The 22,847-nt window shown below is 73.0% G+C and carries 18 protein-coding genes; 13 read left to right on the top strand and 5 right to left on the bottom strand.

What is annotated here, in order from left to right; translation table 11 throughout:
* Window positions 1-21: 21 nt before the first annotated feature.
* Window positions 22-1,029 (top strand): DNA-3-methyladenine glycosylase family protein, encoded by a 1,008-nt coding sequence (locus ACZ3IJ_RS17670; RefSeq protein WP_467469132.1) that lies wholly within the window; start codon window positions 22-24, stop codon window positions 1,027-1,029.
* Between the two features lie 24 nt (window positions 1,030-1,053).
* On the opposite strand, the gene ACZ3IJ_RS17665 is transcribed toward ACZ3IJ_RS17670, so the two are convergent.
* From ACZ3IJ_RS17665 to ACZ3IJ_RS17655, 3 genes are read right to left on the bottom strand one after another with little or no spacing between them, the layout of a single operon-like run.
* Window positions 1,054-2,496: a coenzyme F420-0:L-glutamate ligase gene (locus ACZ3IJ_RS17665; RefSeq protein WP_467469130.1), complete on the bottom strand. Its 1,443-nt coding sequence runs from the start codon at window positions 2,494-2,496 to the stop codon at window positions 1,054-1,056.
* Window positions 2,493-3,449, bottom strand: a complete 957-nt coding sequence (gene cofD / locus ACZ3IJ_RS17660) for a 2-phospho-L-lactate transferase (RefSeq protein WP_467469128.1) — start codon at window positions 3,447-3,449, stop codon at window positions 2,493-2,495. Before cofD ends, ACZ3IJ_RS17665 begins: the two co-directional genes overlap by 4 nt.
* A gap of 28 nt (window positions 3,450-3,477) precedes the next feature.
* Window positions 3,478-4,005, bottom strand: coding sequence for a cysteine dioxygenase (locus ACZ3IJ_RS17655; RefSeq protein WP_467469126.1), 528 nt, complete (start codon window positions 4,003-4,005; stop codon window positions 3,478-3,480).
* A gap of 667 nt (window positions 4,006-4,672) precedes the next feature.
* Here ACZ3IJ_RS17655 and ACZ3IJ_RS17650 point away from each other — a divergent pair.
* The 3 genes from ACZ3IJ_RS17650 (at window position 4,673) to ACZ3IJ_RS17640 (ending at window position 10,329) form a co-directional block, all read left to right on the top strand.
* Window positions 4,673-4,936 (top strand): WhiB family transcriptional regulator, encoded by a 264-nt coding sequence (locus tag ACZ3IJ_RS17650; RefSeq protein ID WP_015033978.1) that lies wholly within the window; start codon window positions 4,673-4,675, stop codon window positions 4,934-4,936.
* A gap of 171 nt (window positions 4,937-5,107) precedes the next feature.
* Window positions 5,108-8,815 (top strand): glycosyltransferase family 2 protein, encoded by a 3,708-nt coding sequence (locus ACZ3IJ_RS17645; protein ID WP_467469124.1) that lies wholly within the window; start codon window positions 5,108-5,110, stop codon window positions 8,813-8,815.
* Window positions 8,812-10,329 carry a DUF5719 family protein gene (locus tag ACZ3IJ_RS17640; protein ID WP_467469122.1) on the top strand — a complete coding sequence of 506 codons (1,518 nt, stop codon included), beginning with the start codon at window positions 8,812-8,814 and terminating at the stop codon, window positions 10,327-10,329. Before ACZ3IJ_RS17645 ends, ACZ3IJ_RS17640 begins: the two co-directional genes overlap by 4 nt.
* Before the next feature lie 189 nt (window positions 10,330-10,518).
* On the opposite strand, the gene ACZ3IJ_RS17635 is transcribed toward ACZ3IJ_RS17640, so the two are convergent.
* Window positions 10,519-11,028 carry a metallopeptidase family protein gene (locus tag ACZ3IJ_RS17635; RefSeq protein ID WP_391802307.1) on the bottom strand — a complete coding sequence of 170 codons (510 nt, stop codon included), beginning with the start codon at window positions 11,026-11,028 and terminating at the stop codon, window positions 10,519-10,521.
* Between the two features lie 289 nt (window positions 11,029-11,317).
* Between ACZ3IJ_RS17635 and ACZ3IJ_RS17630 the strand changes: the two genes are divergently transcribed.
* The 8 genes from ACZ3IJ_RS17630 to ACZ3IJ_RS17595 all read left to right on the top strand — a co-directional run bounded on the left by ACZ3IJ_RS17630 (window position 11,318) and on the right by ACZ3IJ_RS17595 (window position 20,434).
* Window positions 11,318-11,749 (top strand): DUF3499 domain-containing protein, encoded by a 432-nt coding sequence (locus ACZ3IJ_RS17630; protein WP_467469120.1) that lies wholly within the window; start codon window positions 11,318-11,320, stop codon window positions 11,747-11,749.
* 242 nt (window positions 11,750-11,991) lie between these two features.
* Entirely contained in the window at window positions 11,992-13,359 is a 1,368-nt protein-coding gene (locus ACZ3IJ_RS17625) for a phosphomannomutase/phosphoglucomutase (protein WP_467469118.1), read from the top strand.
* 137 nt (window positions 13,360-13,496) lie between these two features.
* Window positions 13,497-13,679 (top strand): Trm112 family protein, encoded by a 183-nt coding sequence (locus ACZ3IJ_RS17620; protein WP_391802289.1) that lies wholly within the window; start codon window positions 13,497-13,499, stop codon window positions 13,677-13,679.
* A gap of 632 nt (window positions 13,680-14,311) precedes the next feature.
* Window positions 14,312-15,496 carry an SIS domain-containing protein gene (locus tag ACZ3IJ_RS17615; protein WP_467469115.1) on the top strand — a complete coding sequence of 395 codons (1,185 nt, stop codon included), beginning with the start codon at window positions 14,312-14,314 and terminating at the stop codon, window positions 15,494-15,496.
* Window positions 15,497-15,680: 184 nt separating this feature from the next.
* Complete coding sequence (manA, locus tag ACZ3IJ_RS17610) at window positions 15,681-16,832, top strand: mannose-6-phosphate isomerase, class I (protein WP_467469113.1); 1,152 nt, start codon at window positions 15,681-15,683, stop codon at window positions 16,830-16,832.
* Window positions 16,833-16,898: 66 nt separating this feature from the next.
* On the top strand, window positions 16,899-17,864 hold the full coding sequence (locus tag ACZ3IJ_RS17605) for a cation diffusion facilitator family transporter (RefSeq protein WP_467469111.1): 966 nt from the start codon (window positions 16,899-16,901) through the stop codon (window positions 17,862-17,864).
* Window positions 17,865-18,229: 365 nt separating this feature from the next.
* On the top strand, window positions 18,230-19,687 hold the full coding sequence (ahcY, locus tag ACZ3IJ_RS17600; RefSeq protein ID WP_467469109.1) for an adenosylhomocysteinase: 1,458 nt from the start codon (window positions 18,230-18,232) through the stop codon (window positions 19,685-19,687).
* A gap of 132 nt (window positions 19,688-19,819) precedes the next feature.
* Window positions 19,820-20,434, top strand: a complete 615-nt coding sequence (locus tag ACZ3IJ_RS17595) for a hypothetical protein (RefSeq protein ID WP_383229260.1) — start codon at window positions 19,820-19,822, stop codon at window positions 20,432-20,434.
* 50 nt (window positions 20,435-20,484) lie between these two features.
* On the opposite strand, the gene ACZ3IJ_RS17590 is transcribed toward ACZ3IJ_RS17595, so the two are convergent.
* Entirely contained in the window at window positions 20,485-21,384 is a 900-nt protein-coding gene (locus ACZ3IJ_RS17590) for an RDD family protein (protein ID WP_467469106.1), read from the bottom strand.
* Between the two features lie 121 nt (window positions 21,385-21,505).
* Between ACZ3IJ_RS17590 and ACZ3IJ_RS17585 the strand changes: the two genes are divergently transcribed.
* Window positions 21,506-22,513, top strand: a complete 1,008-nt coding sequence (locus tag ACZ3IJ_RS17585) for a stage II sporulation protein M (protein WP_467469104.1) — start codon at window positions 21,506-21,508, stop codon at window positions 22,511-22,513.
* Window positions 22,514-22,847 lie beyond the last annotated feature (334 nt).

The following is a 22,847-nucleotide window of genomic DNA, read 5'->3' as shown; positions in this document are numbered from 1 at the left end:
GGCCCGGATACGCTCATAGACATGGCCGGCCGCTTCGCACCCCGCAACCCCAGCACCCGCACCACCGTGCGCGGCGGCCACGTCCCCGTACCCGCCGCCCGGCCGGCCGCCCCGGTCGCCCAGGGCGCGACCCGCCGCTGGACCCCCGACGCGCCGACCGACCTCGGCCTCACCCTCGGTCCCCTCCGCCGTGGCACGGGCGACCCGACCTTCCGCACGACCCCCGACGGCTCCGTCTGGCGCACCGCCCGCACCCCGGAAGGCCCCGGCACGCTCCGGGTCGCCCTCCGGCAGGGCACGGCGGAGGCCGAGGCCTGGGGGCCCGGCGCCCAGTGGCTCCTCGACGGGCTGCCCCGGCTGCTCGGCGCCGAGGACGACCCGGGCGCCTTCGTCCCCCGCCACCGGCTCCTCGCCGCCACGCACCGCGCCCGCCCCGGCCTCCGGCTGAGCCGCACCGGCCTGGTGATGGAGTCGCTGATCCCCTCGATCCTGGAGCAGAAGGTCACCACGGCCGAGGCGTACCGCGCCTGGCGGCTGCTCGTACGGAAGTACGGCGAGCCCGCCCCCGGCCCCGAGAGCCACCGCCTCCACGTGGTGCCCGACACCCGCACCTGGTCGCTCATCCCGTCCTGGGAGTGGCACCGCGCGGGCGTCGACAACAAGCGCGCCGCCACGATCCTGCGGGCCGTCAAGGTCGCCCGCCGCATGGAGGAGGCGGCGGCCATGGAGCCGGAACAGGCGCAGCAGCGGCTGGAGTTGATCCCCGGCATCGGCCCATGGACCTCGGCCGAGACGGTCCAGCGCAGCAACGGCGCGCCGGACGCGGTCTCCGTCGGCGACTACCACCTGCCGTCGATCGTCGGGTACGCCCTCGCGGGCGACCGGACCGCCGACGACGCGGCGATGCTCGAACTCCTCGCCCCGTACGCGGGCCAGCGCCACCGCGCGGCCCGCCTCGTCCTCCTCAGCGGCCGCGTCCCCCCGCGCCGCGCGCCCCGGATGACGCCGGGGAACATCGCGGCGCTCTGAAGCGGATCCCGTTGCCGGGACGCGCTACCGCACCTCGATGAACCGGCCTGCCTGCCGCGCCGGCCGGTCCTTCGGCGGCGCCGCCGCGTGACCCACGGCCACCGCGCCCATCGGGTCCCAGTCCGCCGGGAGCCCGAGGACGTCCCGTACGACCTCACGGCAGAACATCGTCGAGGACACCCACGCCGAACCGAGCCGCTCACCGGCCAGAGCCACCAGGAAGTTCTGCACACCCGCACCCGCCGCGACCACGAACATCTCGCGCTCGGCGGCGTCGCGCCGCGGGTCGCCGTAGTGGTGCGAGCCGTCCATGACGAGACACGGCACGACGAGGTACGGAGCGTTCCGCAGCACGTCTCCGCGGCGCACCCGCTTGGCGATGGACTCCTCCGACTTGCCGTCCCGCCGCAGATCCGCGACCCACGCGTCACGCATCGCGTCCAGCAGCCCGGTGCGCGAGGCCTCGGACTCCAGGAGCACGAACCGCCACGGCGTGGTGTGGTGCGGCGCCGGAGCCGTCACGGCGGCGGCGACGGCACGCCGTACCGCGCCCGGGTCGACGGGCTCGTCGGTGAACTCCCGGACGGTACGCCGCAGGGTCACCGCCTCCCGGACCGCCTCGGAGGTCCCGAGCCGGAACATGTCGTCGGCGGCGCCGCGCACCAGCGCCCGGGCGCCCACGTCGGCGGAACCGTCCACGACGTGCGGCAGCCCGCGGACGACGGCGACCGGGAGGCCCTTCGCCTTGCCCTTCACCAGGTCTCCCGCGGCGGCGAGTTCGTCCGCGGTGGCGACGACCGTCGCGCTGAGCGGATTGCCGTGCGCGTCCGTGCCGCCGCGCAGGTCGTCGAGGACGCGGACACCGGCGGCGCCGATGGCCACGTCGGTGAGACCGCTGCGCCAGGGCCGCCCGAAGGTGTCCGTGACGACGACACCGACGTCGACGCCGAGCGCGTCGCGCAGCCCCTCCCGTATCGCGCGCGCCGAGGCGTCCGGATCGAGGGGCAGCAACAGGACGGTGCCGGCGGGGGTGTTGGAGGCGTCGACCCCGGCCGCGGCCATGACGAGGCCCTGCCGGTTCTCGACGATCCGCAGGGCGCCGCGCCGGGCCACCACCCGTACGGTCTCGGCGTCGATCGCCTCCTCCCGGTCGGTGGCGGCGATCACCCGCCCCTCGGCCTTGCTCACGATCTTGGAGGTGACGAGCAGGACGTCCCCGTCCTGGAGGCCGGGGGAGACGGAGGCGATCAGCTTGGCGAGATCGTCCCCGTCCCGCACCTCGGGCAGCCCGTCGAGCGCCCACACCCGATAGCCGCCGGCGCCGATGCCGCCCGCGCCGTCCGCCACCGGGTCGTTCCGGTCGGGATCCTGCGCGAGGCCGCCGCCGGCGGAGCCGCCCGTCACCGAGGCCGGCATCGTGACGTCCTGTGCCGCGTCCTGCGCCGAACCGTCCGCGGGGCCCGTCATCCCCGGACCTCCTCCGCCAGCGCCAGCGCCTCGCGCGCCATCGCCGCCGTCGCGTCCGGGTCCGTCATCATCAGCGGCACCGCGCGGCAGCGGATCCCGGCCGACTCGACGTCAGCGACGACGCCCGCGTCGACCGTGTCGACCAGCCAGCCGTCCAGCAGCCCCGAGCCGTAGTGCCGCGCCACCGCCGCGGCCGTGGACTCCACGCCCACCGCCGCGAGGACCTTGTCGGCCATGCCCCGCACCGGCGCGTCGCCGACGATGGGGGAGAGGCCGACCACCGGCACGTCCGCCTCGGCGATCGCCTCACGGATGCCCGGCACGGCCAGGATCGTGCCGACCGACACGACCGGGTTCGACGGCGGGAAGAGGATGACGTCCGCCTCGGCGATGGCCTCGAGGACACCCGGCGCGGGCTTCGCGGCCTCCGCGCCGACGGCCACCACGGCCTGGGCGTCCACGGACGCCCGCAGCTTCACCCAGTACTCCTGGAAGTGCACCGCCCGCGACTCGCCGTCCACCTCGATGGCGACGTGCGTCTCGACGCGGTCGTCGGACATCGGCAGCAGCCGTACGCCCGGCCGCCAGCGCGCGCACAGCGCCTCGGTCACCGCGCTGAGCGGATAGCCGGCGCCCAGCATCTGCGTGCGGACGATGTGCGTCGCGAAGTCGCGGTCACCCAGACCGAACCACTCGGGCCCCACTCCGTACGCCGCGAGCTCCTCCTTCACCGTGAAGGACTCGTCCTCGCGGCCCCAGCCCTGCTCCTCGTCGATGCCACCGCCGAGCGTGTACATCACCGTGTCGAGGTCCGGGCAGACCTTCAGGCCGAAGAGATGGATGTCGTCACCGGTGTTGCCGACGACCGTGATCTCCGCGTCCGGAGCCGCCTGCTTGAGGCCGCGAAGGAAGCGGGCACCACCGATGCCACCGGCCAGAACCACAATGCGCATGTGGATCAGTGTGTCAGGCCCGCACCGCTCAGGGGGCGGCCGGGGCCAGGCCCGCCGGGGCGGTCGGAACCCCCGGGGCGCACTGGGCCTGCAGGGACTCGTGCATGGGCATCTCGGTGAGGCCCGGGTAGTAGACGTGCAGGCTGACCGCCGGCTCGAGGGAGTCGTTGACGACCTCGTGGACGTACCCCGGCGCGAACACCCTCGTCGAGCCTCCGCCGAGCTTCCGCACGCCCCGTTCCGTACGCTCCGTCAGTTCGCCCTCGAGGACGGTCAGTACGCCGGAGGACAGGCCGTGGTCGTGGAGGCCGCTGCCCTGGCCGGGCACCCACGAGAGCAGCCAGACCTCGTAGCCGGGCCCGGTGCGCAGGCGGTGGTACCAGCGGGTGGTGGCGTCGTACTCGACGTGCGGGGCCCACTGCGCGCGGTCGGCGGCGATGGAGCGGGCGAGGCCGACGAACTCGGCCACGGTGGCGGGGTGCTCGCGGGCGGGCTGCAGGAGGTGCTGGACCTCGAGGATGTCGCCGGCGATCTGGAGGTCGCTGTCGCTGTTCATGGGTGCGGTGGTTCCTCGGCAGTAACAGAAGTCGTGGCGGGGGGTCACGCGAGAACGTTCAGGGGGTTACACGGGGCAACGCTGGGAACGCGGGAGAACGGTGCTGGAGCTCTGGGGCATCAACAGCTGGAACAGCAACAGCAACAGCGCGCCTGGACAGCGCGGCGGTACCCACGGGCGTGGGTCGCGGAGGGCGCTGAGGTCGCTGGCATGGCATCAAAGGTGCAGGGAGGGCCACCCGACTGTCAACCCAATGACCGTTTTGGGGGGAATGTTTCACCTCATCCGGTTACAGAGGCGGAAGAAAGGTTTGTTCAGTCGCCGAGCTGGAGACATGGCGCAACATCCGTGCCCGTAAACGCGGCTGGGGTCCCGTGATCAGACTGTGATCCGGATCGCTTCCGTGGTGAGGTCGCAACAAGATCCACGCTTCGGGCGTCTCTCTCCGCGAGAGGGAGCGGCGCGGTCAGGCCGGTGGCATGTGTCAGGTTTTTGGTGATTTGAACACTTTCCGCATAGCCTTGGTTCCGCAGAGTGAATACCGGGCCCAATAGCAGATTCCGGCTTGACTCGCACAGAGCACAAACTTGTAATTTCACTCGTGTCGTTCGACCGGCAGCGGGGACGGCAACATCACGGGGACGCGAAGAACAGACGAGGGGCGCACATGACCGAGTTGTTCCAGGAACTGCTGGTCGAGGACGCGGACGAGGAACTCGGCTGGCAGGAGCGCGCACTGTGCGCCCAGACCGATCCCGAGTCCTTCTTCCCCGAGAAGGGCGGCTCGACCCGCGAGGCCAAGAAGGTCTGCCTCGCCTGCGAGGTCCGCTCCGAATGCCTGGAGTACGCCCTGCAGAACGACGAACGATTCGGTATCTGGGGCGGTCTGTCGGAACGCGAACGCCGCCGCCTCAAGAAGGCGGCCGTCTGACCGGCGTCCCACCCGTCGAACCCCCCACACCCGTACACATCGAACGCTCCGCCTCCTGTGCTCCGGCGACAGGAGGCGGACCCTTTTCCTGGCAGCCGTTAGTGTGGGGCCCCGTCCGAGACGTACCCACGCCCCCCGCGGGCGACCCCCGGCCGGAGGGCCCGTACCTCGATGTCCTCAACTCCTGAGTTTCCGCGACACGTCGTCACCGCCGTGCTCGTCGCCCACGACGGCGCCCGCTGGCTGCCGGACGCCCTCGCCGGGCTGCTCGCCCAGGAACGCCCCGTGCAGAACGTCGTCGCCGCCGACACCGGCAGCGCCGACGACTCCGCGCAGCTCCTCGCCGACGCGATCGGCGTCGACCGCGTGCTGCACCTCGCCCGCCGCACGGGCTTCGGCGCCGCCGTCGAGGAGGCGGCCCGCACCGCGCCCGTGCTCGGACCCGAGGAACTCCCCTATCTCAAGCGGCCCAGCGGCTGGGACCCGGTCAGCAGGACCTGGAGCGACGAGGCCTACGACCTGCCCGAACTCCCGCACGGCGAGCCCGTGCAGTGGCTCTGGCTGCTCCACGACGACTGCGCCCCCGAGCCCGACGCCCTCGCCGAACTCCTGCGCGTCGCCGACGCGGACGCGTACGCGGCCGTCGTCGGACCCAAGCTCCGCGGCTGGTACGACCGCAGGCAGCTGCTCGAAGCCGGCGTCTCCATCGCCCGCAGCGGCCGCCGCTGGACCGGCCTCGACCGCCGCGAACAGGACCAGGGCCAGCACGACCAGGTCCGCTCCGTCCTCTCCGTCTCCAGCGCCGGCATGCTCATCCGCCGCGACGTCTTCGAGGAGCTCGGCGGCTTCGACCGGCGCCTGCCCCTGATGCGCGACGACGTCGACCTGTGCTGGCGCGCCCACGCCGCGGGCCACAGCGTCCTCGTCGCCCCCGACGCCGTCCTGCGGCACGCCGAGGCCTCCGCCCGCGAACGCCGCACCGTCGACTGCGCGGGCCGCTCCGTGGCCAACCCGCACCGCGTCGACAAGGCCGGCGCCGTCTACACCCTCCTCGCCAACAGCCGCGGCGCCACCCTGCCGTACGTACTGATCCGGCTGATCGTCGGCACACTGCTGCGCACGCTCGCGTACCTCGTCGGCAAGGTCCCCGGCCAGGCCGTCGACGAGGTCATGGGCCTCTTCGCCACGCTGCTGCGCCCCGAGAAGATCCTCGCCGCCCGCCGGCGCCGCAAGAACCCCGCCGTCCCCGCGAGCGAACTCCGCGCGCTCTTCCCGCCGCCCGGTGCCACCGTCCGCGCCACCGCCGAGCAGGTCGTCGCGAACTTCGGCGGCTCCGACGCCGATTCCGGCGGATCACGCCACGGCGCGGTCGAGTCCGGCCCCGGCGGCGACGACGCCGACTTCCTCGAAGTCGAGCAGTTCGCCCGGCTGAAGAAGATCGCCCGCAAGCCCGGGCCCGTCCTCTTCGCCCTGCTCCTGCTCATCTCCGTGGTGGCCTGCCGAGGCCTGTACGGCGGCGGTTCGCTCGCCGGCGGCACCCTGCTGCCCGCCCCCGACACCGTCTCCGAGCTGTGGGGACGGTACGCCGACAGCTGGCACGCCCTCGGCACCGGCGGCACCCAGACCGCACCGCCCTACCTCGCCGTGCTGGCCGGACTCTCCGCCCTCTTCCTCGGCTCCACCTCCTTCGCACTCACCGTGCTGCTCGTCTGCTCGGTCCCGCTGGCCGGCTTCACCGCCTACTTCGCCGCCCGCCCGATCGTCGAGTCCCCGCTGCTGCGCGCCTGGGGCGCCATCGCGTACGCCTTCCTGCCCGCCGCCACCGGCGCACTCGCCGCCGGCCGGCTCGGCACCGCCGTCCTCGCGATCCTGCTGCCACTGATCGCCCGCGCCGCCGTCGCCGCCCACGGCCTCACCGGCGGCCCCGGCGGAGCCCGCGGCAGCTGGCGCGCCACCTGGGCGTACACCTTCCTGCTCACCTTCACGATGGCGTTCACGCCGATCGTCTGGCCGCTCGCCGTCGTCCTCGGCCTCGCCGTCCTCGTCCTGCGCCGCGACGACATCACCGCCTACGGCCTGCGCTTCCTCGCCACCGTCGGCACCCCGGTCCTCGTCCTCGCCCCCTGGTCGCTCTCCCTGCTGACCAGCCCCTCCGCCTTCCTGCGCGAGGCCGGACTCGACATCCGTACGGGCACGGCCTCCGCGCTCGACCTGCTCGGGATCAGCCCCGGCGGCCCCGGCACCACCGGCGGCCTCCTCCTCATCGGCATCGTGCTCGCCGCGCTGGCCGGACTGCTGCGCGAGGAGCGCCGCTTCGCCGTCGGCGCCGCCTGGACCGTCGCCCTCGTCGGCCTCCTCTTCGCCGCGCTCTCCAACGGAGCGGGCGGCACCGGCTGGGCGGGTCCCGCCACCCTCGTCTACGGCGCGGCGCTCCTCGCCGCCGGCATGATCGGCGCCGAGTACGGACGTACCCGCGTCGCCGCGCACGGCTTCGGCTGGCGCCAGCCGGTCGCCGCGCTCATCGCGCTCGCCGCCGCCCTCGGCCCGGTCGTGGCCGCCGCCGGCTGGATGATCGGCGGCGCCGACGGCCCGCTGACCCGGCGCGACCCGGTCCAGGTCCCGGCCTTCGTCGCCGAGGAGAGCGACACCGACGACCAGCCCCGCACCCTTGTCCTGGGCGGCACCTCGCCCGGCGAGGTCTCGTACACCCTGGTCCGCGGCTCCGGCGGCCGTCTCGGCGACGCCGAACTGGCCGAGGCGGGCGGCAGCGACGCGGGCCTGGACAAGGTCGTCGCGCACCTGGTGGCCGGCTCCGGCGCCGACCAGACCGAGGAGCTCAGCGGTTACGCGATCCGCTACGTCCTCGTACGGGACGGGGCCCCGCGCCAGATGAGCCGCGTCCTCGACGCCACCCCGGGCCTCAGCAGGCTCAGTCAGCTCGACGGCAGCGCCCTGTGGACCGTCGCCCGTGAGCGCGTCGTCGCCCGCGCCACGATCGTCCCGCCGGCGAAGGCCACGGACACCGCGAAGCCCGCCGACCCCGCGAAACCGGCCGACGCGGCGGCCGGGCCGGTCGCCGTCGCCGCAGGCCCCGTCGAGGCGCACACGAAGATCCCGTCCGGCCCGGCCGGCCGCCTCCTGCGCATCGCCGACCGCGCCGACGAGGGCTGGACCGCCACCCTCGACGGCAAGGAGCTGACGCGGACCACCGTCGACGGCTGGGCGCAGGGCTTCGAACTCCCCGCCGAGGGCGGCAGGCTCGACCTCACGTACGACCAGCCGCTCACCCACACCCTGTGGATCTGGGCCCAGGTCGGCCTCGGCGTCGTCCTGCTCGTCCTCGCCCTGCCGGGGCGGCGCCGCGAGATCGACGACGACCTGCCGGAGGAGGAGGTCGCCATCCCCGCCCAGGCCATGGAGGGCGACGGCCGCCGCGCCCGCCGCCTGCGCGCCGCGGCGGAGGCCGAGGCCGCCGCGGAGGCCGAGCAGGAGCGGGACCCCGAGCTCGTCCCCGTACCGCAGGAGCAGGCCCAGGGGCAGGAACAGGCTGAGGAGCAGGCCCAGGCGCAGGCCTACGCGCCCGCGGACTGGCAGGACCAGCAGCACCCGCAACAGCACCAGCCGCAGGACCAGTACGCGCAGCAGGGCTACTACGCCCAGCCCCAGCAGTACACCGAGTACGGCACCGATCCGTACCAGCAGCAGTACGAGCAGTACCCCCAGCAGGGGTACGACCCGCAGCAGGGTTACGACCCCCAGCAGTACGAGCAGTACCCGCAGCAGGGGCAGCAGCAGGGCTACGACCCGCAGCAGACGTACGACCCGTACACCTACGGCTACGAGACCGAGCAGCGTCCCGACGGGAGCAGCAACCAGTGAAGCGCCCCACCCTCTCCCTGATCGCGGTCGCCACCGCCCTCGCCGCCGTCACCGGCTTCGCCGCGCTGACCGCGCCCGACGGCTCCGCGACCGCCGGGGCCAAGGCCCCCGCGAAGCTGCCCGTGGAGCGCTCCAGCCTGCTCTGCCCGGCGCCCAGCACATCCGAACTGGCGGAGACCGACTACACGTCGTTCACCCCGGGCGCCACCGGCAGCGGCTCCGCCAAGTCCGGTAGCGCCGCCAAGGCCGTACTCAAGGCCGCCGCGGCCTCCGCCACCCCCGGCGGCACCGCGGCGAAGAAGCCCGCGGCCGTCAAGGCTCCGGCCACCGTCACCGAGCCCGGCAAGCCCGTCGCCGCCGAGGCGAACGGCCCCACGGCCCCCGCCCTGACCGGCACGGCCACCGGCGGCCTCGCCCCCGGCTGGACGGTCCAGCAGACCACCGTCGTCCCGGCGGGCGGCTCGCGCGGCCTCCTGGGCGTCACCTGCACCGCCCCGGACACGGACTTCTGGTTCCCGGCCGCCTCCACGGCCAAGGAGCGCCAGGACTACGTCCACCTCACCAACCCCGACGACACCGCCGCCGTCGCCGACGTCCAGCTGTACGGCGCCGAGGGCGAACTCGCCTCGCAGCTCAACGACGGCATCCCCGTCCCGGCCCACTCCACCGTCCCCGTCCTGCTCTCCACGCTCACCGGCGCGGCACCGGCGGCCGACGTGACCGTCCACGTCACCACCCGCAGCGGCCGGGTGGGCGCGGTCGTCGGCGCCGCCGACGACAAGATCGGCAGCGACTGGCTCCCCGCCACCGCGGACCCGGCCTCCACCGCCGTTCTGCCCGGCGTCCCCGCCGACGCGACCTCGGTGCGCCTCGTGGCGTACGCGCCCGGCGAGGACGACGCCGAACTGAAGATCCAGCTGGTGGGCGAGGGCGGCACGATCGTCCCGGCGAGCGCGGAGTCCCTGCACGTGAAGTCGGGCATGACCGCGGCCGTCGACCTTCCGGACCTCACCCGAGGCGAGGCGGGCGCGCTGCTGCTCACGCCCTCGGACCCCAAGAAGTCCGCACCCTTCGTCGCCGCGCTGCGCGTCGTGCGCGGCAAGGGCGACAAGCAGGAGGTCGCCTACATCCCGGCCACCGCGGCCATCGGCGCCCGCGCCACCGTCGCCGACAACCGCGCCGCCGGCTCGACCCTCACGCTGACGGCGCCGGGCGCCACGGCCCAGGTCAAGGTCACCGCCTCGGCCGGTACGGGGGGAGGCACGCCGGTCTCCAAGACCGTCACGGTCAAGGCGGGGACCACGATGAAGGTGACCGAACTGGTCCCGGCAGGCCTCAAGGGCTCCTACGCCGTGACGGTCGAACCCGTCTCGGGCGGCCCGGTCCACGCGGCCCGCATGCTGGCCCTCCCGGACGACGGCATCCCCATGTTCACGGTCCAGACCCTGGTGGACGACCGAGGCACGGTGGAGGTCCCGACGGCGAACCAGGACCTCTCGGTCCTGGACGACTGAACGCCCCGCGACCCTGCCCGTACGGGGCGGGTGGGCCCTCGCCCGTACGGGTCCTCGCCCGTACGGGTCCTCGCCCGTACGGGTCCTCGCCCGTACGGGTCCCGACGGACGTGGTCCGGCCTGGGCCCGGCTCGTACGGGGTTCGACCGACGTGAAGGAGGCGGCCCGGCTCGCGCCCGTACGGGGGTCTCAGTCCTGGCCGTACCGGGGGTCGACCGACTCGGGGGAGAGGCCCAGGAGCTCGGCCACCTGCTCGACCACGACCTCGTGGACGAGCAGAGCCCGCTCGTCCCGGCTCTTCGAGCGGATCTCGACGGGCCGCCGGTAGACGATCACCCGGGCCGGCCCGCCCTTCGCGGCGGCCGCGGAGCCGCCCAGGGGCACCGACTCGCCCGACACCGACGGCGGCACGTCAAGCACCAGGAACTCGACGTCCGCCAGCTGCGGCCAGCGCCGCTCCAGGCGCTCCACCGAGTCCAGGACCAGATCGCGGAACGTGTCCGCCCGGCTCGCCGACAACGGCACCTGCGGCGGGGCGACAGGCCCCCGCATCCCGCGGCCGTGACGGTCGCGACGACGCGTCCGGGGCTCCGGCGGTTCCGGCCGCGGCTCCGCGGGGCGCGCCTCGGCGGAGCGGGAATCTCCCGCGTGGGGCTCGGCCGGACGGGACGAGGGGCGCGGCGGCACAGGACTGTCCATCACTGACGCAGCGTAACTCTCCTCAGTGTCAGTCGGCCGTGGCGCACACGTGCCACCACGATTCCTGCGGACCCGCGCTGTCGATAGTTGAACGTTCCGGCCAAGCCAGGGCTCGATTCGATGGGGTCCCGCGATCGGCCATCTGGCCGTGGTTGACCGGATTCCGCTCGGACAGTGTCCGGATCGACCGTCGTCCCCACCCCCGTTCTCCTCCTTACGCGCAGGTCAGGACGGCCCTCCCGAGAGGGACCGTGTCGGACGTCACACCGCGACACGGTGGAGTGACCTGGTGGAGAGTCGTCGCGGCCCGCTCAAGAGTGCGGTACCGTCCAACGTCGTGAGCCCTGTACGTCGCTGTTCGCGCACCGCGTGCGGCCGCCCTGCCGTCGCGACACTGACGTACGTCTATGCCGACTCGACTGCGGTCCTCGGCCCGCTCGCCACCTACGCCGAGCCCCACTGCTACGACCTGTGTGCCGAACACAGCGAGCGCCTCACCGCGCCGCGCGGCTGGGAGGTCGTGCGGCTCTCCGACGGCTCCGCGCCGTCCCGCCCCAGCGGGGACGACCTGGAGGCCCTCGCCAACGCGGTACGGGAGGCGGCCCGCCCCCAGGAACGCGCGGCAGAGGCCGGCGGCAAGGGCGGCGGAGGCCGTGGCGGGGACCCGATGGAGGTCGGCCGCCGCGGACACCTGCGGGTCCTGCGCTCCCCCGACTCCTGAACGTGCCCGGGCCGAGCGCCTGACGTTCCCCTGCCCGACCGTGCCCGTGCCCGTGCCCGCACACCCTCGTGCTCGTCCTCGTGCTCGTGACGGAACATCCCCCGGCCGAAAGTCCCCTGGCCGAACACCCTCCCATCGGCCAAGGCGCTCTGCCCTCCCGCGAGCGGCCCCCGGTAGGTTGGGCCTCCTGTACACGCGCCGCACACGCGTGCCGATGAAGGCGTATTCAGGAGGGTTGTTCCGTGGCTGCTGATCTGTCGCAGATCGTGAAGGCGTACGACGTCCGCGGGGTGGTGCCCGACCAGTGGGACGAGACGCTCGCCGAACTGTTCGGCGCCGCGTTCGTCCAGGTGACGGCCGCCGACGCGATCGTGGTCGGCCACGACATGCGGCCCTCGTCGCCGGGCCTCTCGGGCGCCTTCGCCCGCGGCGCGGCCCGCCTCGGCGCCGACGTCACCCTGATCGGGCTCTGCTCGACCGACCAGCTCTACTTCGCCTCGGGCAGCCTGGACCTGCCGGGCGCGATGTTCACCGCGTCCCACAACCCGGCCCAGTACAACGGCATCAAGATGTGCCGTGCGGGCGCCGCCCCGGTCGGCCAGGACACCGGACTCTCCGAGATCCGCACGCTCGTCGAGCGCTGGTCCGACGAGGGCGCCCCCGAGGCCGCCGCCACGGCCGGCACGGTCACCGAGCGGGACACCCTCGCCGACTACGCCGCCCACCTGAAGGCGCTGGTGGACCTGGCGGCGATCCGCCCCCTGAAGGTCGTCGTGGACGCGGGCAACGGCATGGGCGGCCACACCGTCCCGACCGTCTTCGCGGGCCTCCCGCTCGACCTCGTACCGATGTACTTCGAGCTCGACGGCACCTTCCCGAACCACGAGGCCAACCCGCTCGACCCGGCGAACATCGTCGACCTCCAGGCCCGCGTCCGGGCCGAGGGCGCGGACCTCGGCCTCGCCTTCGACGGCGACGCCGACCGCTGCTTCGTCGTCGACGAGCGCGGCGAGGCGGTCTCCCCGTCGGCGATCACGGCACTCGTCGCCGCGCGCGAGCTGGCGAAGACGCCCGGCGGCACGGTCATCCACAACCTGATCACCTCCTGGTCGGTCCCCGAGGTCGTCCGCGAGAACGGCGGCACCCCGGTCCGCACCCGCGTCGGCCACTCCTTCATCAAGGAGGAGATGGCGAAGACGGGCGCGATCTTCGGTGGCGAGCACTCGGCGCACTACTACTTCAGGGACTTCTGGAACGCCGATACGGGCATGCTCGCCGCGCTCCACGTCCTCGCCGCCCTCGGAGGCCAGGACGGCCCGCTCTCGGAGCTGGTCTCCTCGTACGACCGCTACGCGGGCTCGGGCGAGATCAACTCCACGGTCGCCGACCAGGCGGCCCGTGCGGCGGCCGTCAAGGCGGCGTACGCGGACCAGGACGGTGTCGGCATCGACGAGTTGGACGGTCTGACGGTGTCGGCGGAGGACTGGTGGTTCAACCTGCGCCCGTCGAACACCGAGCCGCTGCTGCGCCTGAACGTGGAGGCCCGTGACGAGGCCACCATGGCCAAGATCCGCGACGAGGTCCTGGACCTGGTCCGCGCGACCGGCTGACCCGCCCGCGCCGACCCGCTCGTGAGTGCCGGGAAACGGGGCAGGTGCCGAGCCGCGCGCCCCGTTTCCCGGCGGTAGGCTGACCTGGCCCGAAGGGCAGCAACAGCACCGCAACCGTTTGTTCGAAGGGACACCTCATGCCGCTCGAAGCCGGCCTCCTGGAGATCCTGGCCTGCCCGGCGTGCCACGCGCCGCTGAACGACCGCACGACGGCCGAGACCCCCGAACTGATCTGCACGAGCGCCGACTGCGGCCTCGCGTACCCGGTCCGCGACGGCATCCCGGTCCTCCTCACAGACGAGGCCCGCAAGCCCCAGTAACCCAGGGGGCGCGGGAGCGTGTGGGCCCGTGTGGGCAATCGCCCCGCAGGAGCGGGCACCCGCCCGCCGCGTGACCCACCGCCCGACCCCACCCCCCCCGCGTGGGCAACCGCCCACCCCCCCCGTGTGGGCAATCGTCCCGCTGGGGCGGGACGGGTGGGCGCACGGGACGGCGCCCAGGCGGGCGCGTCCGCCCCGACTGCCCCCCACGAGGCCCCCGCACCACGCAAGGGCCCCACCCGCAAGCCGCCCGACGAGGCGAGGCCCTGCACCACGCAAGGCCCCACCCACGAGCCCCCCCACGAGGCCCCGCACCACGCAAGGGCCCCGCCCACAGCCGCCCCACTAGGCGAGGCCGCGCATCACGCAAGGGCCCCACCCGCAAGCCGCCCGACGAGGCGAGGCCCTGCACCACGCAAGGCCCCACCCACGAGCCCCCCCCACGAGGCCCCGCACCACGCAAGGGCCCCACCCGCAAGCCGCCCGACGAGGCGAGGCCCTGCACCACGCAAGGGCCCCACCCGCAAGCCGCCCGACGAGGCGAGGCCCCGCATCACGCAAGGGCCCCACCCGCAAGCCGCCCCCACGAGCCCACAGCGCCCGCATCCGCCCCGGACCCGGAGGCCCGCCCCATGCTCGACGAGACCCTCCTCGACGCCCCGGACGCCCTCGCCCTCGCCGACCGCCGCGGCCTGCTCCGCGGCGCGGCCGAGGCCGGCGCGCGGGTGCGGACCGCCGCCCGCCACGCCACCGAGGCGGGCATCTCCGAGCTCAGCCCCGAGGGCCGCCCCCGCTCCGTCCTCGTCGCCGGACCCGGCACCGCCGCCGCGGGAGTCGCCGACCTGGTGGGCGCGCTCGCTGGAGCCGCCGCCCCGGTCATCCGCCTCCAGCCCACCGGCGTCGCCCCGGCCTCCGGTGCCCTGCGCTGGGCGCTGCCCGGCTGGGCGGGCTCGCTGGACCTGCTCCTGATCCCGACGACCGACGGCTCCGAGCCGGGCCTCGCGCGCCTCGCGGAACTCGCGTACCGCCGGGGCGTCACCGTCGTCGCCGTCGCCCCGAAGACCTCCCCGCTCGCGGAGACCGTCAGCGCCCCGCGCGGGCTGCTCGTACCGATGGCCATGGCCCCGCACGAGAGCGCCGAGGAGTACGAGGAGACGCTCGCCGCGGGCCCCGGCGCGCTGTGGGCGCTGTTCACCCCGCTCCTCGCGCTGCTGGACCGCGTGGGCCTCCTCGAAGCGCCGTCGGAGATGCTGGAGAAGGTCGCCGACCGGCTGGACAGCACGGCCGAGCGCTGCGGCCCGGCCATCGCCACGTACAGCAACCCGGCCAAGACGCTCGCCGCCGAACTCGCCGACACGCTGCCGCTGATCTGGACCGAGGGCGACGCCGCCGGGCCCGTCGGCCGCCGCTTCGCCGCCGTACTGGCCGAGCTTGCCGGCCTGCCCGCGCTCGCCGCCGAACTGCCCGAGGCGCTGCCCGCCCACGGTGTGCTGCTCGCCGGCGACTACGCGGCCGGAGCCGACCCCGACGACTTCTTCCGCGACCGGGTGGACGAGCAGCAGGCGCTGCGAGCGCGGGTCGTGCTGCTGCGCGACCGCCCGGCGGACGCCGGCGGCCTCACGGCCGCCCCCGCCGCCCGTGAGCTGGCCCTCAGCCACGGCACCGCGATCAGCGAGCTGGAACCGCTGGTGTCGGAGGAGGCGTCGGGGGAGAGCGGCGAACTCCTGGAGACGCTGGCGGAACTGCTTGCCGTCACCGACTTCGCGGCCGTCTACCTGTCCCTTGCGTCGGCGGGGATCGCGCCACCCCACGCCTGACGCACAAGCCAGGCGACCCCACCACAAACCACCCGCCACTCACCGCCCGTCGCACCCTGTCCCACCCGCCCTACCCGCCCCACACCGCACCGCCCGTCGCGCCCGCACCACCCGTCCCACGACGCCGCCACGTCCCACGACGCCCCCACCTCCATCACCGCACCGAGGAAAGCTGGAAGGCTCCATGGACCGCCTCGTCAACACCGTCCGCCCCTACGCCTGGGGTTCCACCACGGCCATCCCCGAACTGCTCGGGACCGTCCCCACCGGCGAGCCCCAGGCCGAGATGTGGATGGGCGCCCACCCCGGAGCCCCCTCCCGTACGGAGCGCGGACCGCTCAACGAGGTCATCGACGCCGATCCCGTACGCGAGCTGGGTGCCCCGGCCGTCGGGAAGTTCGGCCCGCACCTGCCCTTCCTCCTCAAGCTGCTCGCCGCCGGAGCCCCGCTCTCCCTCCAGGTCCACCCCGACCTCGCCCAGGCGAAGGCCGGGTTCGCGGCCGAGGAGGCGGCCGGGGTCCCGATCGACGCGCCGCACCGCAACTACAAGGACGCCAACCACAAGCCCGAACTGATCTGCGCACTGACGCCGTTCACCGGGCTCTGCGGCTTCCGTGACCCGATCGAGGCCGCCGACACGATCGCCGCGCTCGGTGTCGACTCCCTCAAGCCGTACGTCGATCTGCTGCACGCCCACCCCGAAGAGGCCGCGCTGCGCGAGGTCATGACCGCTCTGCTCATCGCCGACCGCGAGGAGATGGCGCACACCGTCGCCGAGGCCGCCGCGGCCGCGGAACGGCTCGGCGGCGCCCACGCCCCGTACGCCGCACTCGCGCACCACTACCCGGGCGACGCCGGCGTCATCGCCGCCATGCTGCTCAACCCCGTACAACTCCAGCCCGGCGAAGCCCTCTTCCTCGGCGCCGGCGTGCCGCACGCCTACCTCGACGGCCTCGGCGTCGAGATCATGGCCAACTCCGACAACGTGCTGCGCTGCGGGCTGACGCCCAAACACGTCGACGTACCGGAGCTGCTGCGGATCGTCCGCTTCGAGGCGAGCGAGCCGGCCCTGCTCCGCCCGGAGGCCTCCCCGTCCGGCGAGGAGGTCTACGACACCCCCATCGACGAGTTCCGACTCTCCCGTCTCGTACGGGCCGAGGGCGCGGCCCCCACCGACGTCACCGCCACCACCCCGCAGATCCTGCTCGCCGTAGCCGGCCGGCCGAAGGCGGGCGAGGTGACCCTCGCCCCCGGCGAGTCCGTCTTCGTACCGGCAGGCGAAACGACCGAACTGTCCGGTACCGGAACGGTCTTCCGCGCCACCGTCGTGGCCTGATGCAACAATGACCGGCCGAATGGCGGCGACAGTGCCGGAGTACCGACGAAGGGAACACGTACACCCATGAGCGCGTCAGGCGGAACCAAGGCGATCGTGGCGGCACTCGCCGCGAACCTCGCGATCGCGGTAGCCAAGTTCGTGGCGTTCCTCTTCAGCGGCTCGTCCTCGATGCTGGCCGAGAGCGTCCACTCCCTCGCCGACTCCGGCAACCAGGGTCTGCTGCTCCTCGGCGGCAAGAAGGCGAAGCGCGAGGCGACTCCGCAGCACCCCTTCGGCTACGGCCGTGAGCGGTACATCTACGCCTTCCTCGTCTCCATCGTGCTCTTCTCCGTCGGTGGCATGTTCGCCATCTACGAGGGCTACGAGAAGATCAAGCACCCGCACCCGATCGAGGACTGGTACTGGCCGATCGGCGTCCTCGTCTTCGCGATCATCGCCGAGTCCTTCTCCTTCCGTACGGCCATCAAGGAGTCGAACACGATCCGGGGCCGCCAGTCCTGGAAGGAGTTCGTGCGCCGCGCGAAGGCGCCCGAGCTCCCGGTCGTCCTCCTGGAGGACCTGGGCGCGCTCGTCGGCCTCATCCTCGCCCTCGGCGGCGTCGGTATCGCCCTCCTCACGGGCGACGGCGTCTGGGACGGCATCGGCACCCTCTGCATCGGCATCCTGCTCATCGCGATCGCGCTCGTCCTCGCCGCCGAGACCAAGTCGCTGCTGCTCGGCGAGTCAGCGGGCACCGAGCAGGTGAAGCAGATCGAGGAGGCGGTCGTCGACGGCGAGACCGTCACCCGCCTCATCCACATGCGCACGCTCCACCTCGGCCCGGAGGAGCTCCTCGTGGCCGCCAAGATCGCCGTACGCCACGACGAGTCGGCCACCGAGGTCGCCCATGCGATCAACGCGGCCGAGGAGCGCATCCGCGCGGCGGTCCCGATCGCCCGCGTCATCTACCTGGAGCCGGACATCTACAGCGAGTCGGCGGCCGCGGCGGGTGTGAACCCGGCCAAGTCCCCGGGCGGCCCGAGCCACTAGGCACATGCGAACCGGAAGGGCCCGGGGTCATGGTGACCCCGGGCCCTTCCGGCTGTTCGCGCGTGGCTACCGGACCTCGCCGAGCGCCTCAGGGACCGCCCCCGGCCCGAAACCGAGGGCGAATCCGGCCGGATCCCGGCGCAGGCCGGACTGTGGGTCGCCACACTGATCGGTGTAGATTCGTGACCAGCCAGACGTCGCTGCTGATGGCGGTCGGGCGGTCCGCGGGACCGGCCGAGGGAGAGAGGGCCTCCGACGACTGCACCGCGGGAGTACCCGGGCATTCGTGTGCCCGCGCTACGCACGTCGCGGTGTCAGGCGCCCCACAAGACCCTCGAACCCGATCCACGAGGAGCAGCCCAGTCATGACGACTGCCGCCACCAAGCAGGACTTCAAGGTCGCCGACCTGTCCCTGGCCGTCTTCGGCCGCAAGGAGATCACCCTCGCCGAGCACGAGATGCCCGGCCTGATGTCGATCCGCCGCGAGTACGCCGACCAGCAGCCGCTCGCCGGCGCGCGTATCACCGGCTCCCTGCACATGACGGTGCAGACGGCCGTCCTCATCGAGACCCTGGTCGCCCTCGGCGCCGAGGTCCGCTGGGCCTCCTGCAACATCTTCTCCACCCAGGACCACGCCGCCGCGGCCATCGCCGTCGGCCCGACCGGCACCCCCGAGGCCCCCGCCGGCGTCCCGGTCTTCGCCTGGAAGGGCGAGACCCTGGAGGAGTACTGGTGGTGCACGGAGCAGGCCCTGACCTGGCCGAACACGCCCACCGGCGGCCCGAACATGATCCTCGACGACGGTGGTGACGCCACCCTCCTCGTCCACAAGGGCGTCGAGTTCGAGAAGGCCGGCTCCGCCCCGGACCCGTCCACCGCGGACAGCGAGGAGTACGGCCACATCCTCCGCCTCCTCAACCGCACCCTCGGCGAGAACCCGCAGAAGTGGACCCAGCTCGCGTCCGAGATCCGCGGCGTGACGGAGGAGACCACGACCGGTGTCCACCGTCTCTACGAGATGCACCAGGCCGGCACCCTCCTCTTCCCGGCGATCAACGTGAACGACGCCGTGACGAAGTCGAAGTTCGACAACAAGTACGGCTGCCGCCACTCCCTCATCGACGGCATCAACCGCGCCACCGACGTCCTCATCGGCGGCAAGACCGCCGTCGTCTGCGGCTACGGCGATGTCGGCAAGGGCTGCGCCGAGTCCCTCCGCGGCCAGGGCGCCCGTGTCATCGTGACCGAGATCGACCCGATCTGTGCGCTGCAGGCGGCGATGGACGGCTACCAGGTCGCCACCCTCGACGACGTCGTCGAGACGGCCGACATCTTCATCACCACGACCGGCAACAAGGACATCATCATGGCGTCGGACATCGCCAAGATGAAGCACCAGGCCATCGTCGGGAACATCGGCCACTTCGACAACGAGATCGACATGGCCGGCCTCGCCGCCACGCCCGGCATTGTCAAGGACGAGGTGAAGCCGCAGGTCCACACCTGGACCTACCCCGACGGCAAGGTCGTCATCGTCCTGTCCGAGGGCCGCCTCCTCAACCTCGGCAACGCGACCGGCCACCCGTCGTTCGTGATGTCCAACTCGTTCGCGGACCAGACCCTGGCCCAGATCGAGCTGTTCACGAAGCCCGAGCAGTACCCGACCGACGTCTACGTGCTCCCGAAGCACCTGGACGAGAAGGTCGCCCGCCTCCACCTCGCCGCGCTCGGCGTGAAGCTCACGACCCTCCGCCCCGAGCAGGCCGCCTACATCGGCGTCGAGGTCGAAGGCCCGTACAAGCCGGACCACTACCGCTACTGATGCCGGTCCGGACGGCGCCCGTGCACTGACGCGCGCCCGTCCCACGCACCCGTAGAGGAGAAAGGCAGGCCCCCGCACCCCCGTGCCGGGGGCCTGCCTCGTCTATCGCCCCCGCAAGCACCCCGAGGACCCATGCCCCGCGGCCGCTATTCGCTCCATGATCCGCACGATCACACCCCCCTCGGTGAAGAGCACTTCAACTGCGCGCCCGGCCCCTCCGGCTGGCGCTACGTCTCACAGACCACCACCCCCTCCGGCGAACACGCCGGCTCCGTCGACCTGGCCATCGACGAACTCGGCCGCCCCATCCGCCTCGAACTCCACGCCGCGAGCTGGCAGGTCCGCGGCGCCGCCCTGGACGGCGTCACCTGGGTCCGCACGGACCCCACCGGAACCCACGCCACCGAAGGCAATGTGCGCGCCCACGCCTTCACCGGCACGTCCCCGGCGTTCCTCGTCGCGATCACGCGACTCCTGCGACTCACCCCCGCTTCCCCAGCGACCCGCGTCAGGCTCGTCGCCTTCACGGATCCCGTGCTCGCCCCCCTCACGATCGACCAGTCCTGGGCCCTGGTGAACAGTGAAGCGCACCCCACTGACAACGGCCGTCTGATGGTGGACGAGTACCAGGTCAACGCCCTCGACACGGGCGAACAGCACACGGTTCACATCGCGGGAGACGTGGTCCTCTCGGCCCCCGGCGTCGAACTCGAATCCCTCGACACCCCGCCGTCCCTCTTCCCCTGACGACCGCTGCCCGACGACTCGACGCATCGGCGGCGTCCGCATCGGCGGCGTCAGGCAGGCGGCGCGAACCCGGTCGGACGCCCGGGCTCCACAGGCTGCGCGGGCGCGGGCGCCGGCGCCGACGACGGAGAGGAAACAGAGGGAGACGCAGGGGCAGGAGAAGCAGGGGCAGAAGAGGGCGCGAAGGAACCAACCGCGGGAGGAACGGCGAAGGCCCGCCGCGCGTCCCGCGCCTGCCGCTCCCCGACGACCCCCGCCAGATACGCCGCCGCCGGTACACCCGCCGGCGGAGGGGTCCCCGTCCGGGCGACCAACTCGTCGGCCAGGCGCTCCGCGATCCGCTGCCCCACGGCCGGGTCGAGCTGCCGCATCCGCGTCAGGTACTGCCGCACCTCCAGCCACAGCGCGTCCGGTACCGCGGAGAGATCCAGCTCGGTGAACCGCCCCACGAGCCAGGGCGGGGGAGGCGGCACGACCGATGTCCGAGCGGCAGGCACCCGCTCCCGTACGACGAGGGTGCCGGCGAAGACATCACCGATCCGCCGGCCGCGCGCGGAGACGAGGGACGCGATACAGGCGACGGTCCCGAACGTCATGAGGATCTCGACCACTCCCATCGCCCCGCGCACGAGCGCGTGCCGGAACCGGATCGGACCCCCGTCGTCCCGCACCACCCGCAGCCCGCAGGCCAGCTTGCCCAGCGACCGCCCGTGCGTCAGCGTCTCCACCGCGATGGGTGCGCCCACGAGGACCAGGAGGAAGGAGACGATCGACAGCGCGGTCTGCGCCGCGTCGTCGAGCGAAGCCGTCGCCACCGCGAGCCCGACCGTGATCAGCAGATAGGCCGCCCACACCACCAGTGCGTCGAGGAGCAGCGCGAGAGCCCGGCTCGGCAGCCGCGCCGCCTGCAACCCCAGTACGACGGCGTCCCCCGTCACAACCCCGCTCACGGCCGCCCACCCTTCTTCGCCCTGCCCCGGCCCCTCGGTACGACAGTCTGCCAAGCTGACCCGCAGCGCGCCGCAGTAGTACGGACCCGTACGCACCCAGTGCCTGGAGCAGCAGCCGATCATGGACCTCGACGTCTACGTCACCGCCCACCGCGCCGAGTGGGACCGACTCGACCACCTCCTGCGCCGCGGCGGCAAGCTCAGCGGCGCGGAGGCGGACGAACTCGTCGCCCTGTACCAGCGGACGGCCACCCATCTCTCCCTGATCCAGTCCAGCGCCCCGGACCCCGTACTGACGGCCCGGCTCACCCAGCTCGTCGCCCGTGCCCGCGCCACGGTCACCGGCACCCGCCGCTCCTCGTGGCGCGACGCGGTCCGCTTTCTGACGGCCGGCTTCCCGGCGGCCGTGTACCGCTCGCGCCACTGGTGGGTCCCGACCGCCGTCCTCTCCACCCTCCTCGCGGTGATCATCGGCTGGTGGATCGGTACGCACCCGGAAGTGCAGTCCGCCATCGGCGCCCCGGCGGAACTGCGCGAGATGACCCGCCCCGGCGGCCAGTACGAGACCTACTACTCGAGCCACCCGGCTGCCTCGTTCGCCGCCCAGGTCTGGACGAACAACGCCCAGGCCGCCGCCATGTGCCTCGTTCTCGGCGCGTTCCTCTGCTTCCCGGTCCTCTGGATCCTCTTCCTCAACATGCTGAACCTCGGCGTGGCCATCGGCCTCATGTCGGCGGCGGGCCGTCTCGACGTCATGCTGGGCCTGCTCCTGCCGCACGGCCTCCTGGAGCTCACCGCGGTCTTCGTCGCCGCCGGTACGGGCCTCCGCCTCGGCTGGACGGTCATCGAACCGGGCCCGATGACCCGACGTGCCGCCCTGGCCGAAGAGGGCCGCGCGGCCGTGGGCATGGCGGTCGGCCTGGCCCTGGTCCTCTTTCTCTCCGGCCTCATCGAAGGCTTCGTGACCCCGTCGGGGCTCCCTACGTGGGCGCGCATCACCATTGGAATAGCCGCCGAGCTGGCATTTCTCGTCTACGTCTACGTCCTGGGAGCCCGTGCCGTCCGCGCCGGTGACACGGGCGACGTCGAGGAGACCGACCGCAGCGCGGCCCTGCCGACGGCCGCCTGATGTGCGGAGCACCCCGCTGACCTGCTAGTCTCCTCCTCGCCCACAAAAACCGTTGACACGGCTCGAGTGGGGAGGTAGATTCAAACGGTTGCCTCGGACTGGACAAGTTCGAAGGCCAGCAGCTAGACTCTCTCTCGCTCCGGTCGGGAAGTTGATTTCCACGGAGCCGCCCCGATTCCTTATTCGAATCACGAAGCCACCGATTAGGTCGGCCGAAATGAATCTGATAAAGTCGGAATCGCCGGAAAGGGAAACGCGAAAGCGAAGAACAGCCCGGCAGCCCGCTCCAGCGGGTGGCAGAAACGGAAAACGGATCTGCTAAGCTGGAAACACG

It is taken from the genome of Streptomyces sp. NPDC013317, from assembly GCF_055563155.1.
Note: the sequence above shows the minus strand (reverse complement) of the source record. Positions and strands in the feature narration are given on the sequence as shown.

Excerpts from the sequence above, each read along its gene's own strand:
- ACZ3IJ_RS17670 (WP_467469132.1), top strand. The coding sequence starts at position 22 with ATGGCCGGCCGCTTCGCACCCCGCAACCCCAGCACCCGCACCACCGTG.
- ACZ3IJ_RS17665 (WP_467469130.1), bottom strand. The coding sequence starts at position 2,496 with ATGACGGGCCCCGCGGACGGTTCGGCGCAGGACGCGGCACAGGACGTC.
- cofD (WP_467469128.1), bottom strand. The coding sequence starts at position 3,449 with ATGCGCATTGTGGTTCTGGCCGGTGGCATCGGTGGTGCCCGCTTCCTT.
- ACZ3IJ_RS17655 (WP_467469126.1), bottom strand. The coding sequence starts at position 4,005 with ATGAACAGCGACAGCGACCTCCAGATCGCCGGCGACATCCTCGAGGTC.
- ACZ3IJ_RS17650 (WP_015033978.1), top strand. The coding sequence starts at position 4,673 with ATGACCGAGTTGTTCCAGGAACTGCTGGTCGAGGACGCGGACGAGGAA.
- ACZ3IJ_RS17645 (WP_467469124.1), top strand. The coding sequence starts at position 5,108 with ATGTCCTCAACTCCTGAGTTTCCGCGACACGTCGTCACCGCCGTGCTC.
- ACZ3IJ_RS17635 (WP_391802307.1), bottom strand. The coding sequence starts at position 11,028 with ATGGACAGTCCTGTGCCGCCGCGCCCCTCGTCCCGTCCGGCCGAGCCC.
- ACZ3IJ_RS17620 (WP_391802289.1), top strand. The coding sequence starts at position 13,497 with ATGCCGCTCGAAGCCGGCCTCCTGGAGATCCTGGCCTGCCCGGCGTGC.
- ACZ3IJ_RS17615 (WP_467469115.1), top strand. The coding sequence starts at position 14,312 with ATGCTCGACGAGACCCTCCTCGACGCCCCGGACGCCCTCGCCCTCGCC.
- manA (WP_467469113.1), top strand. The coding sequence starts at position 15,681 with ATGGACCGCCTCGTCAACACCGTCCGCCCCTACGCCTGGGGTTCCACC.
- ACZ3IJ_RS17605 (WP_467469111.1), top strand. The coding sequence starts at position 16,899 with ATGAGCGCGTCAGGCGGAACCAAGGCGATCGTGGCGGCACTCGCCGCG.
- ahcY (WP_467469109.1), top strand. The coding sequence starts at position 18,230 with ATGACGACTGCCGCCACCAAGCAGGACTTCAAGGTCGCCGACCTGTCC.
- ACZ3IJ_RS17595 (WP_383229260.1), top strand. The coding sequence starts at position 19,820 with ATGCCCCGCGGCCGCTATTCGCTCCATGATCCGCACGATCACACCCCC.
- ACZ3IJ_RS17585 (WP_467469104.1), top strand. The coding sequence starts at position 21,506 with ATGGACCTCGACGTCTACGTCACCGCCCACCGCGCCGAGTGGGACCGA.